11 protein-coding genes and 1 other RNA gene are annotated in these 18,570 nt (G+C 31.7%); 5 read left to right on the forward strand and 7 right to left on the reverse strand.

The window, feature by feature from the left end; translation table 11 throughout:
• From RCH18_RS05765 to RCH18_RS05775, 3 genes are read left to right on the forward strand one after another with little or no spacing between them, the layout of a single operon-like run.
• On the forward strand, positions 1 to 1,140 hold the full coding sequence (locus RCH18_RS05765) for an amidohydrolase (protein ID WP_326935801.1): 1,140 nt from the start codon (positions 1 to 3) through the stop codon (positions 1,138 to 1,140).
• Positions 1,133 to 2,284, forward strand: a complete 1,152-nt coding sequence (gene alr / locus RCH18_RS05770; protein WP_326935802.1) for an alanine racemase — start codon at positions 1,133 to 1,135, stop codon at positions 2,282 to 2,284. Before RCH18_RS05765 ends, alr begins: the two co-directional genes overlap by 8 nt.
• On the forward strand, positions 2,284 to 3,357 hold the full coding sequence (locus tag RCH18_RS05775; protein ID WP_326935803.1) for an alanine/ornithine racemase family PLP-dependent enzyme: 1,074 nt from the start codon (positions 2,284 to 2,286) through the stop codon (positions 3,355 to 3,357). Before alr ends, RCH18_RS05775 begins: the two co-directional genes overlap by 1 nt.
• A gap of 291 nt (positions 3,358 to 3,648) precedes the next feature.
• Here the strand turns inward: RCH18_RS05775 and RCH18_RS05780 are convergent, their stop codons facing one another.
• The 5 genes from RCH18_RS05780 to RCH18_RS05800 form a co-directional block, all read right to left on the reverse strand.
• Positions 3,649 to 5,685 (reverse strand): protein-disulfide reductase DsbD family protein, encoded by a 2,037-nt coding sequence (locus RCH18_RS05780; protein WP_326935804.1) that lies wholly within the window; start codon positions 5,683 to 5,685, stop codon positions 3,649 to 3,651.
• Positions 5,682 to 6,995, reverse strand: a complete 1,314-nt coding sequence (tilS, locus tag RCH18_RS05785; protein WP_326935805.1) for a tRNA lysidine(34) synthetase TilS — start codon at positions 6,993 to 6,995, stop codon at positions 5,682 to 5,684. The genes RCH18_RS05780 and tilS overlap by 4 nt, the downstream gene beginning before the upstream one ends.
• Positions 6,996 to 7,244: 249 nt before the next feature.
• Entirely contained in the window at positions 7,245 to 8,540 is a 1,296-nt protein-coding gene (locus RCH18_RS05790) for an anthranilate synthase component I family protein (RefSeq protein WP_326935806.1), read from the reverse strand.
• A 106-nt stretch (positions 8,541 to 8,646) separates the two neighbouring features.
• Entirely contained in the window at positions 8,647 to 9,681 is a 1,035-nt protein-coding gene (locus RCH18_RS05795; protein ID WP_326935807.1) for an LLM class flavin-dependent oxidoreductase, read from the reverse strand.
• Between the two features lie 373 nt (positions 9,682 to 10,054).
• On the reverse strand, positions 10,055 to 11,257 hold the full coding sequence (locus tag RCH18_RS05800; protein ID WP_326935808.1) for an NAD(P)-dependent oxidoreductase: 1,203 nt from the start codon (positions 11,255 to 11,257) through the stop codon (positions 10,055 to 10,057).
• Between the two features lie 239 nt (positions 11,258 to 11,496).
• On the opposite strand from RCH18_RS05800, the gene RCH18_RS05805 reads away from it, so the two are divergent.
• Together RCH18_RS05805 and ssrA are read left to right on the forward strand one after the other, a co-directional pair.
• Positions 11,497 to 12,696 (forward strand): serine hydrolase domain-containing protein, encoded by a 1,200-nt coding sequence (locus RCH18_RS05805; protein ID WP_326935809.1) that lies wholly within the window; start codon positions 11,497 to 11,499, stop codon positions 12,694 to 12,696.
• Positions 12,697 to 13,415: 719 nt separating this feature from the next.
• Positions 13,416 to 13,812: a transfer-messenger RNA gene (ssrA, locus tag RCH18_RS05810) on the forward strand.
• Between the two features lie 528 nt (positions 13,813 to 14,340).
• On the opposite strand, the gene RCH18_RS05815 is transcribed toward ssrA, so the two are convergent.
• Together RCH18_RS05815 and RCH18_RS05820 are read right to left on the reverse strand one after the other, a co-directional pair.
• On the reverse strand, positions 14,341 to 15,414 hold the full coding sequence (locus RCH18_RS05815; protein ID WP_326935810.1) for a nuclease-related domain-containing protein: 1,074 nt from the start codon (positions 15,412 to 15,414) through the stop codon (positions 14,341 to 14,343).
• Between the two features lie 149 nt (positions 15,415 to 15,563).
• A complete protein-coding gene (locus RCH18_RS05820) occupies positions 15,564 to 18,311 on the reverse strand; it encodes a class I SAM-dependent DNA methyltransferase (protein WP_326935811.1) in 2,748 nt (915 codons plus the stop codon).
• Positions 18,312 to 18,570 lie beyond the last annotated feature (259 nt).

Raw genomic sequence — 18,570 nt, forward strand, 5'->3', positions numbered from 1 at the left:
ATGGAAATCTTAAAAGAGCTTATTGAGCTACGTAAAGAACTGCATCAATATCCCGAGCTTAGTGGTAAGGAATTTGAAACCCGAAAACGCATTCTATCTTTTCTTGAAAATTATTCGCCTGATAAACTAATTCCGAGTTTAGGAATGACAGGTTTTGCTGCCATTTATAAAGGTCAAAAAACAGGAAATACTGTTCTTTTTCGTTGCGAGTTAGATGCTTTACCAATTCAAGAAATAAATACTTTTAGGCATAAATCTAAAAATAAAAGCGTTTCACATAAGTGTGGCCATGATGGGCATATCGCTATTCTTTGTGGTTTAGCAACTGAATTGCATAAAAATAAATTGGAACAGGGTACCGTAATTTTATTATTCCAACCCGCTGAGGAAGATGGATCAGGTGCTCAAAGCGTTTTTTTAGATCCAAATTTTAAACATTTACAACCTGATTACGTTTTTGCACTTCATAATTTACCAAGTTATAAGATGCATCAAATTGTAGTTAAGAACAATACTTTCACTTGTGCGGTACATAGTATTATCATAAAATTAGAAGGTAAAACTGCTCACGCAGGCGAGCCCGAAAATGGAATAAATCCTGCACTAGCAATCGCAGAAATTATTAAGGAATTTAACGCTTTGATTCAAAGTGATCTAAGTCAGGAAAATTATTGTTTAATTACTCCTATTTATATTAATATGGGCAGTAAAGCCTATGGCGTTTCTGCAGGTGCTGGCGAAATTCATTTTACTGTTCGCAGCGATAGCAATGCACAAATGGAAATTATAGAAGCTACTTTAGAAAATGTAGCAAAATCAATAGCAAATAAATACGATTTGAATAGTAAAATTAATTGGGTTCAAAATTTTAAAGCTAATAGTAATAGTGACACAGCGGCAGAAATTATAAGGAAAGTAGCAAAAAAAAATCATTTTGAAGTAGTAGAAAAAGAAACACCATTTACTTGGGGAGAAGATTTTGGCTTGTTTACACAACACTATTCTGGTGCTATGTTTGGATTAGGTGCAGGACTAAACACAGCTGCGTTGCACAATCCTGATTATGATTTTCCCGATGAAATTATTGGCACTGGAGTAAAAATGTTTTACCAAATCAGTAAAGAATTAACAAATGCATAGCAATTCAGTAATTGAGTTAAATCGCTCAGCATATCAAAATAATCTTCAATTTATTAAAAATACTTTTGGCGATAAAGTGATTTTTTCTTCGGTAGTAAAAGGTAATGCTTACGGACATGGCATAGCCCAATTTGTTCTTATGGCATTTCAATGTGGTGTAAATCATTTTTCCGTTTTTGATGTGCAAGAAGCTAAAGAAATTAAAAAAACATTGCAAGATCAAGTGACAATATTAGTGATGGGATTAGTGCAAGATGATGAGATGGAATGGGTTATTCAAAACAATATAGAATTCTTTGTTTTCGATAAAAATCGATTATCACAGGCTGTTAAAATAGCAAAAAAATTAGCTTTAAAAGCAGTAATTCATATTGAAGTTGAAACTGGAATGAATCGAACTGGCTTTGATATAAATGAAGTAAATGAGGTAATTGCTATTGTAAAAAAACAGATTAATCAATTAAATTTTAAAGGACTTTGTACGCATTATGCTGGCGCAGAAAGCATTTCAAATCACGATCGCGTTAGCAACCAGATAAAGAATTTTGAGGGAATCTACCAGCAATTTTGCCAAAATGATTTAATACCTGAAATTAGACATACTGCATGTTCAGCGGCATCAATCATGTTTCCAGAGACCAGGATGGATTTAATTCGAGTGGGAATTATCCAATATGGCTTATGGCCAAGTCCAGAGGTTTTTATCACTTATTTACATTCTCAAAAAAATATAATCGATCCATTGCAACGTGTTATTAGTTGGAAAAGTAAAATCATGAGTATAAAAGCTGTACATACTGGAGATTTTATTGGTTATGGAACAAGCTTTATGGCTAAGCGAATGACGAAAATCGCTACGGTTCCCATTGGCTACAGCCATGGTTATAGTAGATCACTAAGCAATCAAGGTCGCGTCCTTATTCATGGACAACGCTGTGTTGTAATAGGATCAGTAAATATGAATATGATGACCGTTGATGTTACTGATATTGATTTAGCAAAGCAAAATGATGAAGTGGTATTAATAGGAATACAAAAAGAACTGTCAATTACTGTGGCGTCTTTTAGTGATTTTAGTGACCAGCTTAATTACGAATTATTAACTCGAATTTCTACGGCGATTCCAAGAAAAATTATAGAATAATGGCTTTTATAAAATTATATAGAAAAAAACTTGAAGAAAATTATGCCTTTTTAGACCACATTTTTAAATCTAGAAATATAGAGTGGGGCGTAGTTTCAAAACTTCTTTGTGGTAATAAAATATATTTACAAGAAATTATTGCATTAGGGGTTCGAGAAATACATGATTCTAGAGTGAGTAATCTTAAAAAAGTAAAAGCGCTAGATCCGGATATTCAAACGGTGTATATAAAACCTCCAGCAAAACGCAGTATTGAAAGCATTGTGCGATATGCAGACATCAGTTTTAATACTGAAATTTATACAATCCAACTTTTATCTGACGAAGCCGTAAAACAAAACAAGACGCATAAGGTCATTATTATGATTGAAATGGGTGATCTTCGTGAAGGCGTGATGGGTGAGGAATTAATCGCTTTTTATGGTGACATTTTAAAAATGCCCAATATAGAAATTTCAGGAATTGGTACCAATTTGAATTGTTTGAGTGGCGTTATGCCCACGCAGGACAAGTTAATACAACTAAGTTTATACAAACAATTAATTGAAGCCAAGTTTAATATCAGTATTCCGTATGTATCTGGTGGAACTTCAGTTGCAATTCCGTTGATTTTAAAAAATGCTCGACCTATGGCGGTTAACCATTTTAGAATTGGCGAAGCGCTATTTTTTGGTAAAGATTTGTTCACTGGTGATACTATTGAGGGAATGCACAATGATGTTTTTAAACTATTTGCTGAAATCATTGAAATTACTGAAAAACCAAAAACGCCAACAGGTGAATTAGGAGAAAATGTTGCAGGAAATTCGTTTTCTATGAATGATGTCACCGACTTAGGAATTACTTCTCTAAGAGCAATACTAGATATTGGTTTGCTAGATATGCAACCACAATATCTTGCTTCGGATGATGCAGATATTACTATTGTCGACGCTAGTTCTGATATGCTTGTAATTGATATTTCAAATTCTAAAAAGACTTATAAAATTGGGGATTTAGTATCTTTTACCATTCGATATATGGGTGCTTTATATCTATTGAATTCGGATTATATTGAGAAAACTATTGAATAGATAAGAGTTTTTGAAAAAGTGATTGCTTTTGTAATATTTATCAATTTAAAATGCAAACCATTTTTTTTAAACCATTAAGAATATTAAACAAAATTAAGCACTGCCAAAACTTAATGGACTTTATGGATTTGTAAATTTTAAAAGTTTATTTATTGTGCCTTTTATTTTTTCCAATTAAAGTTTTATGCCCATTAATAATTTTGACTTTAAACGAAAATTGCACTAATTTTCACACATAAATTTGTGTAAATTAGTGCAATTTTTATAAAAATAAAACGTAAGTAGGTATTATTATTCTCCTTTTTTGAAGCGATCAATTCCTTCTCTCAGCCAAGCTTTGTATTCGTCAATATTTGAGTTGTAACTTTCTGGTTTGTTGGACAACATTGTGCCTTCAGTATCTAAAACAATATAATAAGGTTGCGCATTGGCTTTGTATCTGGTGATTTGAAAGTCACTCCATTTATTTCCTACACTAGTGATTTCCTTACCTGTTTCCTTAGAAATATATTGCTCATTTTTAGGTAATTCCTCTTTAGAATCTACATATAATGAAATCAATACTACTTCATCTTGCAAAATTTTCAAAACAGCTGGATCTGACCATACATAATCCTCCATTTTTCTACAATTGACACAAGCATATCCTGTAAAATCAAGTAAAATAGGTTTATTTACTGATTTAGCGTAAGCCACACCTTTATCATAATCTTCAAAAGCAATTAGATCATGCGGACCTAAATGTGCTCCCTCTGGTAAAACTTGAGCAGCTGAGTTTGATCCTCCTTTTGAATTTCCTACTCCATACGGGCTTTCGCTGTACGTCATTGGTGGTGGAAAACCAGAAATTATTTTTAATGGTGCTCCCCAAAGTCCTGGAATCATATAGATAGTAAATGCTAAAACTACTAGTCCAAACGACAATCGACCTACAGAAATATGAGTCATAGGACTATCATGCGGTAAAGTGATTTTCCCAAACAAATAAAGTGCTAATGTTCCAAAAATTGCAATCCAAATGGCCAAGAAAACTTCTCTTTCTAAATAATGCAATTGTAAAACTAAATCTGCATTCGATAAAAATTTAAATGCCAACGCTAATTCTAAAAATCCTAAAACAACTTTTACTGTATTTAACCATCCGCCTGATTTTGGTAATGAATTTAACCAACCTGGGAACATTGCAAATAACATAAATGGTAAGGCTAATGCCAATGAAAAGCCAAACATACCTACAACTGGTGCGATTCCACCTTTAGAGGCAGCTTCGACTAATAAAGTTCCCACGATAGGACCTGTACATGAAAAAGATACAATAGCCAGAGCCAAAGCCATAAATAAAATACCGATTATTCCGCCTCTATCGGCTTGACTATCTACTTTATTAGCCCAAGAATTTGGCAACATAATTTCAAATGCTCCAAGAAATGAAACTGCAAATGTTACTAAAATTAAAAAGAAAATAACATTAAACCACACATTTGTCGATAAGGCATTGAGCGCATCAGCACCAAAAATCCATGTTACTAAAAGTCCTAAAACGACATAAATAAATATAATAGAAACGCCATAGATAATTGCGTTGCTTATTCCTTTAGCTTTTGTTTTACTTTGTTTAGTAAAAAAACTAACCGTCATAGGAATCATTGGAAACACACAAGGCGTCAGCAATGCTGCAAATCCTGATAAAAATGCGATAAAGAAAATGGACCATAACCCTCTTTGCTCCGTTGTTTTAGAATCAGTGGTAGCTACTTCTTTTGGTGTGGTTTCTATTATTGGTGTTTCATTTAACGTTGTTGCTGGAGCCACTACGGTAACTGTATCAAGAGGAATAACATCACTAATTGTAGTAGTTGCCACCGCTGTGTTGCTGGCGATTGCAGGGATTTTAAAAGTAAAATTTTTCTCCACATTAATACAAACCTCCTTACAAACCTGAAAATTAAAATCTACTTTAATTTCTGTAAGTTTTACGTTTGTAATGACAATTTCCTGACGGATTTGTGCTTTATTTTCAAAAAAGGTTTCATTAACTTCAAATATATCGTTGAAGGCTGTTCTGGTTTTACTTTCTTTAGCTTTACCCACTAAAGTATAGTTTCCTTTTTGATTTTTAAATTCAATTTCTAGCGGTAATGGTCCACCATCAGGAGTAAATTGAGAATATAGGTGCCAATCTTTTTCAATAACTGCATCAAATACTAAAACATAATTTGTTTCTGATTTTTTTTCAATTTTGCTTGTCCACTTTGCAGGATCTAAAATTTGCGAATTTACATTGGCAAAAGCCAAAAAAGCGATCAGTATAAACAGTAATTTCTTCATTCTTCTAATTGTATTTTAAGTATATTTCTAGTTGTGTTTTCAATTTTAAATCGCTCATCTTGTCTCAGACCAACGATCCAAACAATTGTATTATTCGAACATAAAAGCCAAGTGTTTTCTTTATCTAAAAGTGATAATTTTTCATCTTTAAAAAGTTTACTAATCTTTTTTGATTTCCCATTCATCCCAAAAGGTTGAAATTGATCGCCTTTGTTCCACGACCGCAAAGTTAATGGAAACTGCAATTTATTAGAATCGACAAAGATAGTTTTATTTGAGACCGAACTTAGTGCAGCGACATTGTGAAATGATAGTTTTAAGGGAATATTAACTACTTTTTGATCCTTTTCAATAAAATACTCTTGTATTTTTTTTTCAAGATCCAAAGGCGATAAAATTAAAAATTCTCTATCTTTTAATAATCGAAATTCTGAAGAGAAAACTTGCTTTCCTGATTGATTATTTACCAAATCATAAATATCATTCCACGCTGTAAATCCAAATTCATGAAGCCAACGATACAAATACGACTTATAATTTGGCAATTTTTTTAATTGTTTAAGATCAAATTTGATGTTTTCCTCTTCTTGTTTTGCAACTTGCTGATAGATCATTATCGTTGCATCTTCGACCATATCAGCGGCTTCTTGCAAATAGTTTTGTGTTTTTTGAAATGAGGAGAGGAAATTTGGATTTATTTCTTTAAAAATCGGGATCAGGTGATGGCGAATTTTATTTCGTAAATATTTATCGGAAGCATTACTGCTATCTTCTCGCCACTGAATAGTATTTATTGCCGCATAATTTTCTATTTCTTGTTGGCTAAATTCTAAAAGCGGACGAATTATTTTTTCGTTTTGTTCTGGTATACCAGTTAATCCATCTAAACCCGTTCCACGAGAGAGATTAATAAGAAAGGTTTCTAAATTATCATCCGCATGATGTGCAGTTACTATATAGTCGTATTTTTTTGTATCAAGTAGTTCATAAAACCAATTATAACGTAGCTCTCTAGCCGCCACTTGTGTAGATAGCTTGTAGTCGTCAGCAAAAGCAACTGTATCAAATTGTGTGATAAAAACAGCAACATTATTAGCCGCAGCATAATCCTGAATAAAATTTTGATCTTCAAAACTTTCTACCCCACGGAGTTGAAAATTACAATGTGCAATAGCTATTTTATAGTTTAATTGCTGAAATAAATGAACCATAACCATGCTATCAATTCCTCCACTGGTGGCAAGAAGTAGCTTTTTATTATTTAAAAACTGAAAATTATTAAGTAAATGATCTTGGAATTTTTGTAGCATCGCCAAATTTAATTAATTCATTTTAATTTAAGCTAAGACTTGCGATATGAAACGCAACAATTATCTTCAATCCCTCTCGCAGATTTGAAGTAATGCCGGTTATATAAAAATTACATTTTTTAAACCATTAAACTCATCACGTTAATTAAGATTTCTAACAATGAAAATAAACGGTTTTTAGTAATAATGCCAATCTAAAATCTGTCTAAATTTGTGTACTTTGTATGTAATTTTCAATATTTACAATTACTACGCTAAATCTCCCAAAACTTCCCGCATTGCTTTTGCTTTTAGCAGGCATTCTTCGTATTCCTTTTCTGGAATAGAGAGTGAAGTGATTGCACTTCCCACTGAAAATGAAACATATTTTTTTTCTTGATTGTATAAAATACTCCTAATAACCACATTAAAATCGAAGTCGCCATCAGGTGTGAAATAACCTGTTACTCCACTATATAGTCCACGCTTAGTTTCTTCAAGTTCCTCAATTATTTTCATAGCAGCAATTTTTGGTGCGCCAGTCATACTTCCCATAGGAAAAGTAGTTTTGATCACATCAACAGCAGCAAATTGACAATCTAGCTTTGATGTAATTGTAGTGATCATTTGGTGCACTTGTAAAAACGAATAAACGCCGCATAATTCAGTTACTTCAACGCTACCTTTTTGTGCTGTTTTTGATAAATCATTGCGCACAAGATCTGTGATCATGATGTTTTCAGAACGTTCTTTTGGATCTAAAGCCAATTGATTTTTAGAGTTCAAATCCTCAAGCGGATCTGCAAATCGTTTAGCGGTACCTTTAATTGGTTGCGAAATTACACGCTCTCCGTCTTTTCTTAAATACCGCTCAGGAGTCGCTGACAGTAAAAAGTTATTGTTATTCTTGAAAAAAGTAGCAAATGGAGGTTGAGAAATGTCGTTAAGTAAACTGAATTTTTCAAAAGGATTTATAGTTGAATTTTCTGCAAAAAATTCCATACAAAAATTAAGTTCATAAATATCACCTCTGTGAATATGTTCTAGTGCTTTTGACACTTTACTGATATAATCTTTCTTAGAAATGCGCTGCTGAATGTTCAGTTTTTCTTCCTTGCTATTTTCTAAATTAGAAATTTGCTCTATTTCTTCAAAATCAGCTTCTACCTCATCATCACAAAAATTAAGATATTTAATTTCGAGTTGGTTTCCCTTCAATAAAAATATTTTTTTAGGCTGAAAAAAGAATAAATCAGGAAATTCAAGCCCGTCAAAATTTTTAGAAGATAATGATTCAGTACTGTTTTTTAGATCATAAGATAAATAACCAAAAAGCCAGTCATTACTGGTTTGCTGGTATTGTTTTAGGTCCTCAAAGGCGTTATGAAAATCTGTTTTTATCGAAGTAAAAGCATCCACTGCAAGAACACAGTCATAGCTGGAATAAACTTGAGGATAATCATTACTATCTAAATATATAATTTCGCGATATTGCTGTGACCAAAATAAAAGCTGTTGCTTAAACAGCTTTGCATTAGGGACAGACTTAAAAATTGAAGTTCTCAAAAAGTGTTTGTGTTTAAAATCCAAAATTACAATAAAAATCAAATTTTAGAGAAATGATTTAATTAAAACTGCTATTTCTTTACAAACACTTTATAAGTTTTTTGAATTAGTTATTTTGAAATACTGTATCTCTACTTTCTATTTGCATTGAATCAACCACTTCTTTTAATAATTGAAAACTTTTCAATTTATCGATATGGTTATAAATAGGACTGGTAACCATCAGTTCATCAACTTGCGTATAATTAATAAATTGTTTCAGCTCTGATTCCACTTTACTTTTACTTCCTATAAAAGAGCAGGCTGTCATTTGGTTGACGTGAAAATGTTCTTGTTCGGTCATTAAATCGTCCATTGAATCAAGTGGTGGTTGCAATGCTTTTCTATCATTTCTAATCAAGTTCAAAAACATTTGGGTTAAACTTGTAGATAATATTTCGGCTTTTTCATTAGTATCAGCAACAACAGCGTTTACACAAGCCATTGTTTTTGGTTTTTCTAAATATTTTGATGGTTCAAAATTATCGCGGTAATATTCAAAAGCCTGAACCATCTGTTTTGGTGCAAAATGTCCTGCAAAAGCATACGGTAATCCATTGGCTGCAGCCAATGCCGCACTATCCATACTCGATCCTAAAATCCAAATAGGAACATTTGTGCCTTCGGCAGGGAAAGCTCGCACATTTGCAACAGCATTATCAGTTGAGAAAAAATTTTGCAGCGACTCTACATTTTGCGGAAAACGCTGCGATTGCTCATAAAAATCTTTACGAATTGCTTGAGCAGTCAATCCATCAGTTCCTGGCGCTCTACCTAAACCTAAATCAATGCGATTAGGATATAAAATTTCGAGCGTTCCAAATTGCTCTGCAACAATCAAAGGAGCGTGATTGGGTAACATAATACCTCCAGAACCCACGCGTATCGTTTTAGTTTGGCTTGCAATATAACCAATGAGAACCACCGTTGCGGTGCTTGCCACGTGCGCCATATTATGATGTTCTGCCAGCCAGAATCTTTTATAACCTAAATTATCAGCAAGTTGTGCCAGTTCTTTTGTTTTCTCGAAGGTTTCTTGCGCATTACTACCCTGAGAAATTACCGCTAACTCTAGTATCGAAATAGGAATGTTTTTTGCCATCATGATCATTTTCATCGTTTATACAAAATTAAGCTTTTAAGATGAGGACTGAAATTATGTGCTGTTAAGAGATTTGTAATTTTTAATATACAGTTATCAGATAAAGGATTTTTAAAAACTTGTAACCTGTTCCATTTATTAGTTTTTAATGTTAATTTAAGTTATTTGACAATTTTTTAATATGCCATACAAAATCGCAAAGTCGCAAAGTCGTTAAAAAATTACTGAAATAATATACCTTTACGCTTTTGCGTGTTAATTATTTTATTTTCGAGAATAAGTATTCAGAACTGAAAACATAAGAAAACAGATATTAACACAATAAAAAAAACCTGCAACTCATGCTACAGGTTTGATATACTTCATAAAAAGTTTAATGCCCATCTACAAATTCTTGTAGATAACTAAATCGTGGAGTAAGCTTTCCTTTTTCAGTGATCTTAGCTCTATGTAAAATTCCATCTTTATCATTATTAAAAAAGGCTGGGATCACATGTTGTAAAAACATTTCACCAAAGCCGTCACTGGCATCTTTTGGCAATTCACAAGGTAAATTATCAACAGCCATTACCACAATTGCTGCGGGATGAAAAAGATCTACTTCTTTATTTTCATCAGGTAAATAGCCATAAAGAGGATCCGCAATAGTAGATGATCTCAACGTACAAGCAATAGGACCATTGACATCACAGGATATATCAGCAACTACTTTTATATTACAATCGCTAGCTTTTAGCATTTCTTGAGTTAGAATTGTAGGTGCATCGGTGCCGTAAAAATGTCCAGTAATATAGATATCAGTTACCTTTGTGAACTTTTCAAAATCAGAGATATATTCTTTTGGATTTTGATAAAAATCAGTAAAATCCAATATTTGTCCGTCTTTACGTTTGTTATATTCTAAAACATCGATTTGTGTGTAAACAGCTTGATCGTATTTTTTTGTCAAATAATTTTCAGCTGAAACTTCTTTTATTTTTATCGCATCCAAAACTTCTTTAGCTCCATTTCCCACTTTACCCGTTCCTGTGATTACAAATTTTAATGGTGGTAAAACTAATCGTTTTAAATGCGTAATTAGTGCCTCTTTACCCGAAAGTGTTTCTGCTTTTGGTAATTTGAATAATTCAAATTTTATTCCGAATGCACGAATTCCGTTATATGCTCCCACAATTCCAGCATATCTACCAAAACCAATTAGCCGACGATTGTCAGCGTCAACTATTGTTTCATAATCGTATAAATCTATATTCTTTTCTAAGATAGCTTGTAATAACTTTCTATTGTATGGTTGCTTCTTTATGGTGTGCGAAAAAAAGAAATACGACTTATTTGGGATTAGATATTCAACAGGAACTTCTTTGACACCAAATAATATATCACAGTCCGATAAATCATCTACAACATCAATTCCCAGATTTTTATACTGGGAATCTCCAAAAATCCTAATATCTGAGTGTTCTACTTTGACAGACACATCTCGGTATTTTTGCTTTAACATAGTAATTTCACTGGGTGAAAAAACAACTCTTCGATCTGGTGGATTTTTGCGTTCTTTTAAAATTCCAAATTTCATAGGTAATAAGTACTTTAAAATTAATAATTTATAACATCGTGAAAGTCTTTTGTTAAAAATATAACAAAATATATAAAGTTCAATTTATTTCTAATGACAAATTAAATTTTTATCAACTGATTCACATAATAATACAGGAAAAGCGTAATCTAACTACTGATAAAATAGTGTTAAGGTTAAAAAAAATAATGAATCAAAGCATTTTGATTCTATATATTTGTGAATCTAGCACCTCAGAAATGACTTTTACAAAAAACACAAATATACTATATATCTCCCTCCTATTTTTAATTTTGAATTCCTGCGCAAAAGAGAAGAAGAAAATTGAATTAGCAGATAGCGAACTTCCAAAGAACACTTTGCCCAAGATGAAGCCTTTAGGTAAAGTAGAAAAGAAACTTACAGCTGAATATATAAATATAAAAAAAAATGAGATTGACTCTTTTTACAATAAAAATTGGCCCAATCATAGCGCCAATGGAAGTTTCTTAGTAGCGCAGAATGGCCAAATTATATATGAAAAATATGAAGGTTATTCTAATATCAGAACTAAAACTTTAATTACTAAATCAACTCCTATACATATTGCATCTGTTGGTAAAGTGCTTACCGCTACGGCCATTTTAAAACTTGTGAATGCAAAAAGAATCACACTAGATCAGAAAGTAAATACTATTCTTAAAGAATTTCCTTACCCAGATATTACAATTGAAACCTTACTCAATCACCGCAGTGGAATGCGAAATTATGCGTATTTTACTGATCGTGATAAAACCGTTTGGGATCGAAAAAAAGTGCTGACTAATCAGGATATTTTGACCATTATGGCCACAAAAGATATTGGTCTAGAATTTAAGCCAAATACGCGTTTTAGCTACTGTAATACTAACTATGCGATGCTTGCTTTAGTAGTTGAAAAGATTACCAAACTATCATTTGAAAAAGCAATGAAGCAAATTATTTTTGAGCCATTAGGAATGAAAAACACCTATGTATTTATGTACGAACGTGATAAAGATACTGCTGTTACTTCCTACAAGGCTAATAAGGTAGAAATAGGTATTGATTATTTAGATGCTGTTTATGGTGACAAAAATATTTACTCAACGCCCAGGGATTTATTAAAGTTTGATCGAGCTAGAAACAACAATAGTTTCCTTACCAAAGAATTAAAAGCTTTAGTTTATAAACCGTATAGCAATGAGCGAAAAGGGACAAAAAATTATGGATTAGGGATTCGAATGGTAAATTGGGAAACGGGTCAAAATTTCTATTTTCACAATGGCTGGTGGCATGGAAATACTTCTTCTTATATCACGCTACCAAAAGAAGGGGTGACAATAATTGCGCTTTCTAATAAATTTACAAGAAAAACCTACGATGTTCGAAAATTAGCGCGTCTTTTTGGTGATTATCCGTTTAGGGTTAAGGATGAATAAATAAATAATTAATCTTGAAACAGGGATTTACACAGATTTATTTTTTTGATAAATTTTGTTGTAACCAATTTTACGGGTTGTTGAGATTGGTTCACTATTGTTTAAATAAAAAAGTGGCCACAGATTTAAATTAAAAAAGTGACCACTGATTTCACAGATTTTCATAGATTTGTATTGTAGATAATTGTACAAATAAATTGTGTTTGTAAGTAAGTTTATGGCGTTGTTGAGAGTGTTGACTAGTATTTTAAATAAAAAAGTTGCCACAGATTTCACTGATTTTAACAGTTTTTTGTAGATTATTTTGCTAATAGTAGTTCAATAACACTTTTATAAAATTCGAATTTTAAACTATTAAGGTTTTGTTGATTAGAGTTTTAGTTATTTGTTCAATATAGTTGCCTTGAGTTTTTAGTACATCAGGGATTTGCTTTAAGTTTTCTTGATGAGTAATTTTTTTAATAACCATTTGTAAAGACTTTATTGTTGCTTTATACGGTAATCTTTTTTTCTCGTATAAAGACTTTATTAGATAATTGATATGATTTTAATGTAATATTATTTTCTTAGCATAATCATAGTCCATAGTAAAAACTTATATGACTTATATGTTTAAAAATAAGCAAAAATGTTTTCTTGTTATTAGTTAATATTATACAGACCTTTACATTTAATACTGTATATTTGCAATCTCAAAATCGAAATAGGTTTTGAAAAAAGGGGTCGACTGGTTTTGACAGCAAGTCGAATTGATCAGTAAGCACGTCGAGCATTGAGACCTTGCTCGTAAATATAAGATCTTATCATTTTACACGGCGAAAATAACTACGCTTTAGCTGCATAATCCGAATTATAGTACGATTAAGCCACGTTCCTATCAGATAGGAAAGCTGGATTCTCCTTGAAAGCCTTGGTTTGTGGCGGTCAATTTAGGAGAACCGTAAAAATAAACCTAGATTTCTATGAGCTTCGGGTGGATTTCGAAATTAAGAAGATAAGTAGCGTGTGGCTGTTTCTGGCCTAGCACACTATCGAAAATCTAATCAGGAAATAAACGTGTAGAAAGCTTTTTAGTTGCTTGTTTGGACCCGAGTTCGATTCTCGGCGACTCCACAAAAAAATGACGCCATTGCAAAACAATGAGCGTCTTTTTTTTATCTAAATCGTACTGGAATTTAGTATTAATTATTTGATTATTATATTGTAAACCTCCGTTTCATCTGTGAAAAAAAATTCGCAAATTTTGACCAAAGGATTAATATTCTCTATTTAAGCTTAGAAAGACTCTAAAAACCCTACAAAAGCCTTACAGATATTTACTGAATATATATGTTTCTCATTTATTTCTATTTGCACAAACTTCTCCCGTTTTTTTTATATTTAAATTAAAATTACCTCTTAATTGACTCTTAAAAATAATTTTACCCTTGCAAAACCAATTTTACCTCAAAATCAAATAATAAAATTGTTTTGTGTTAAAATAAATATATTTTACCCTCCGTTTGATAATAAAAACTGACTGCAATTAGTAAATCGACAACAACCAATGTTATCATTTTATAGTCAAAATAAAATCTCTATATCTTAACTTTCATAATTGCAACTATTTGGAATGTGTATTTACTAAAAAGTATAGGATTACATCTAATTTTTATAATTGCGTAAATAATCAGCAATCATTTTTGTTTCTTCAATTGAAAAACAAGGGCTAAAAAACGAGACGTAATTTAATAATTCTTTTAAAGTTGTGATTTTTACTGCTTGAAATTCTTCTAATGGTTTATGATTGATTAATACAATAAGATTTCTTATTGGTATTTTTCGTTCTCCCCAATGATGTTTATTAAGCTTTAATTTATTTTTGCTTAAATTACCGCTTAATATGCTAAACAATGCAAAATTAGCTCTTTTAATTTGTTCTACTGGGGAACGCAAACTCAAATTAGCTAGAGATTTCTGACTCCAATTCTTGGTTTCTATTAGAAAAACTCCCGACGGCGCAACTAATATATGATCTATTTGAACCGATTTAAGATATTTTTTTTGCTTACGATCATAAATAGCAGGTTTAAAGGAACACTGAAAGTCATTGATAAGAATAAAATCATCAGATAATTTTTTTAATTCTTTTACCACCTTATGCTCGCCTAGCGCACCAGCTATAAAAGGATTAATCTCATCAATTACTTTTTTTATGCGATCATGTTCTTCTATCTCTAATAAGCAACTACTAGTGACTGCATCATTAAAGTTTGATTCGATATATTGATAGCGAGTGCTCTTTCTTTTTAAATTATTAACTGCATTTTTAACTGAATTGTGAACATTGTAACTCAGAAACTTTTCATTTACTTGTAGCTTAATTAGAAAATGAATTTTCTTAAAATAATTATAAGTTATGTTAAAATAATTGGTGTTATCACGAGGTATTTCCTCTACTTTTCGCTTCAGTTGCTCCAGATCTAATTTGAGCTTTTGTTCTACTTCACTTTTTCTATTTGCAATTGAAATCTTTAATACGGATATTTCATCATTTAGTATGAGCCTTTCTTGATTTATTAAAAGTGTATGATCTAAAAATAGTTTTTGCCGTGAATTAGTATAGTTTTTTTGGAAATTTATAACCTCTTTCAGTGATTTAAATTGATTGATCTTATGCTGATGCAAATATGATTTAACCGCCGTTAATGATCCTATTGTATTATAAACTTTGCACATTATTTTTTGATAATCTAATTAATGGACTGCATTCTATTTACCTTACTTTTTTTTTAAAAGAAATGATCTAAACTATTATTAAACCACTGTAGCGCAGCTAATAATAAATTACAACTTCATCCTTCTATGATTTTTTAAATTTAATCGCTTTATTCACTTTTGGACTTCTTCCCTTTTTTCTCCTTCACAAACAACCCAGCCGTATATTTCTCATACAACTCAAATAAAAATTCCATCCGTTTGGCTTCACTTGTAAATGCTTGTTTGCTGTACGCTGCATCAACTGCTTTGTCTAACTCATTATGCGCTTTTACTAATGCAGGAGGCATTGTCAATGGACTGTATAAATCAGCTAAAGAACTCGTTGGAAATGATGCTCTCACATCTAATACATTTTGTGCTTTTTCTTCAATCGTTTTAATTTGTTTATCACTTGGATTTTCTGGCCATGGATAATTATTGTACACTATTTCGTTTGAATATCTAAAATCACTTTTTATCCTGCCACAAGTGGTTTTTAACCAAACAAAGTGCATTAAAGAATGAAGAATTCCAAAGTGATATAAAGTAACATTTTCTACAGACAAACAAGTATCTCCAACAATATTATCTTTGGAGAGATAACCAAATGGAATATATCTTCTATTTTCAGATGAATGCCTTGGTATCAAAATATAATTAGTATTTGGCTGTCTGATTTCTCCAAATAAAGAAGGAAATAGAGCTAATTTTCTGGTAGCTTCTCTCGAACTGTTTGCTCTCAATTTTTCTATAGCTTTCACTTTTTGAAGAGCTAACGGCATTAATATCCAATCATTTGGGTTTGCATTTTTAAACCAAAAACAATATTTCTTTTGACCATTAAGAAATTCATGTGCTCCAATAAAAGGTTTTATATAATGAATTGATCTAGGTTCGCTTAATTCTATTTGTTCTAAATCATTTTCTATTATAAAAAAATTCCCTCCATCATTAGGCATATTTCCAAAAGCAATTTGTGGAACATTACAAATTGGTTTTCTCCTTTTCTCAATAAATATGTCTTTAGCATCAACTAAATACGGATTAATGTTCTTAACTTTTATTTCATGCGCTACACCTTTTATATCCTCATATTCAAAAATTCGTTTGTTATTTGAATCGAAATTGGCAAAACCAACAATTACACAATAAACGGCTGCATTGCCTTTGGCTTCATTACTCCATTTAAAAGTTCTGTGTGCATAATGTATTTTTATATTAAATCTATTCATCATTTGTCCCCACAAAACACTAGTTTGTTCACCTTGAACTATTGAGTTAGTAGAAACAAAAGCTACTTTTATCTTGGTATTCTGAATGTATTTTGCCGCTTTGATATACCATCCCGAAACATAATCTAAAACACCACAGCCTTTACTGTTATCAAATTCTTTAATAATTTGATTCCTTTGGAATTGAGTCATGATTTTTGATCCAATGAATGGTGGATTTCCAATTATATAGGAAAGGTTATCTTTAGTAATTACTTCTTCCCAATTTACTTCTAAAGCATCTCCATGCACAATTTTAGCTGATTTTTTCAATGGTAAACGTGCAAAATATTGTCCAAACTCATTGCTAATCATCATGTTCATTTGGTGGTCAATCAACCACATGGCAACTTCGGCAATACGAGCTGGAAACTCTTCGTATTCAATACCATACATCATATCAACATCTAGCCAAATAATATCACTAATATCCAATACTCCTTGCCCAGAGTTATAAGTCGCTCTTAAAACTTCTAATTCTAATAAGCGTAATTCTCTGTATGTTATAACTAAGAAGTTGCCACAACCACAGGCTGGATCTAGGAATTTAAGTTGGCTTAGCTTTTTATGAAATTCAGGTAGTTTGTTTTTGTTGCCTTTTACGCTTTCAAATTCTCCCCAAAGTTCATCAAGAAACAAAGGCTTAATTAGTTTTAAAATATTGCTTTCACTAGTGTAATGTGCTCCTAAATTGCGTCTTTCTTTAGGATTCATCACACTTTGAAACATAGAGCCAAAAATAGCGGGCGATATTTTACTCCAGTCAATATAGCAACAGTCTAGCAGGGCTTTGCGCATTTTACTGTCAAAACTCGCCATGGGTAAAATTTCCTCATATAATTTCCCGTTTACATACGGGAAATCATTAAGTTGCTCATCTAAATTTTTGAAGCGCTTGTCTTTGGGAGTATTTAAAACCTGAAATAATTCTTGAATTTTAGAAGCCAAATCACTTCCATCTTCGGCTGTTCTGTTTTCGATAAAATCTTGAAATTGCTGTTTTTCAAATATCGTGGTATCCTCAGCAAACAAACAAAATAAGATTCTAACTAAATACACTTCTAAAGGATGTCCTTGATACCCAATTTCTTCTAATCGGTCGTGCAGTTTTCCCATTAACTCCGCTGCTTTAATATTAGCAGGATCTTGTTCTTTAAAAGTCTTTTTTTGGTAGCCTAACAAATAGCCAAAATGTTGAACATTTTTTACTAATTCATCTAACGTAAATTCTACAGTAGTTTGTTCCTCGGTATCGTATAATCTAAAAATGTAAAAATCACTAACTAAAACATATTTGGGAAGTTCATTTTGTTTTAATCCATGGGTATAATCAAGGGCTTGTTGAAAAGCTCTGTCAAGATTTTTGCCGCGACTTTTCATTTCGATCAAAATAGTTCCCTTCCAGAGCAAATCAATATAACCATCAGTATTAGACAGCTTTTTTACACGGTGCTCAAATGTGCCTATTTTTTTACGAGTAATTCCAAATACGTCAAAAAACGCATCTAAAAATGACTTTGCATCGGCCTCTTCATTTGTAGTATCTTTCCATTCCTTTGAAAATTGAAGTGCGCGATCTTTTATTTCGTTCCAACCTATTACCATAATATTTTAGATAGTTATTTACTTGATAAACCTATAAAATAAAAATCAATTTAACACGATATTTATACATAGATATCGCTAATTATCAACAAATCTATATACAATTGATTTAATTACTTTACGGGAAACCGTAAAACAAGGAAATAGTATCGGTTTTTATTTTAGAGATTGTAATGTAGTTTTAATGGTTTAACTCCTACAGCTGAGTCTTTCGACCAATTTACGATCACCTATAATTGAAGCGTGATTAATTTTTAGC

This window comes from Flavobacterium sp. PL11, from assembly GCF_035985025.1.
Taxonomy (GTDB): Bacteria; Bacteroidota; Bacteroidia; order Flavobacteriales; family Flavobacteriaceae; genus Flavobacterium.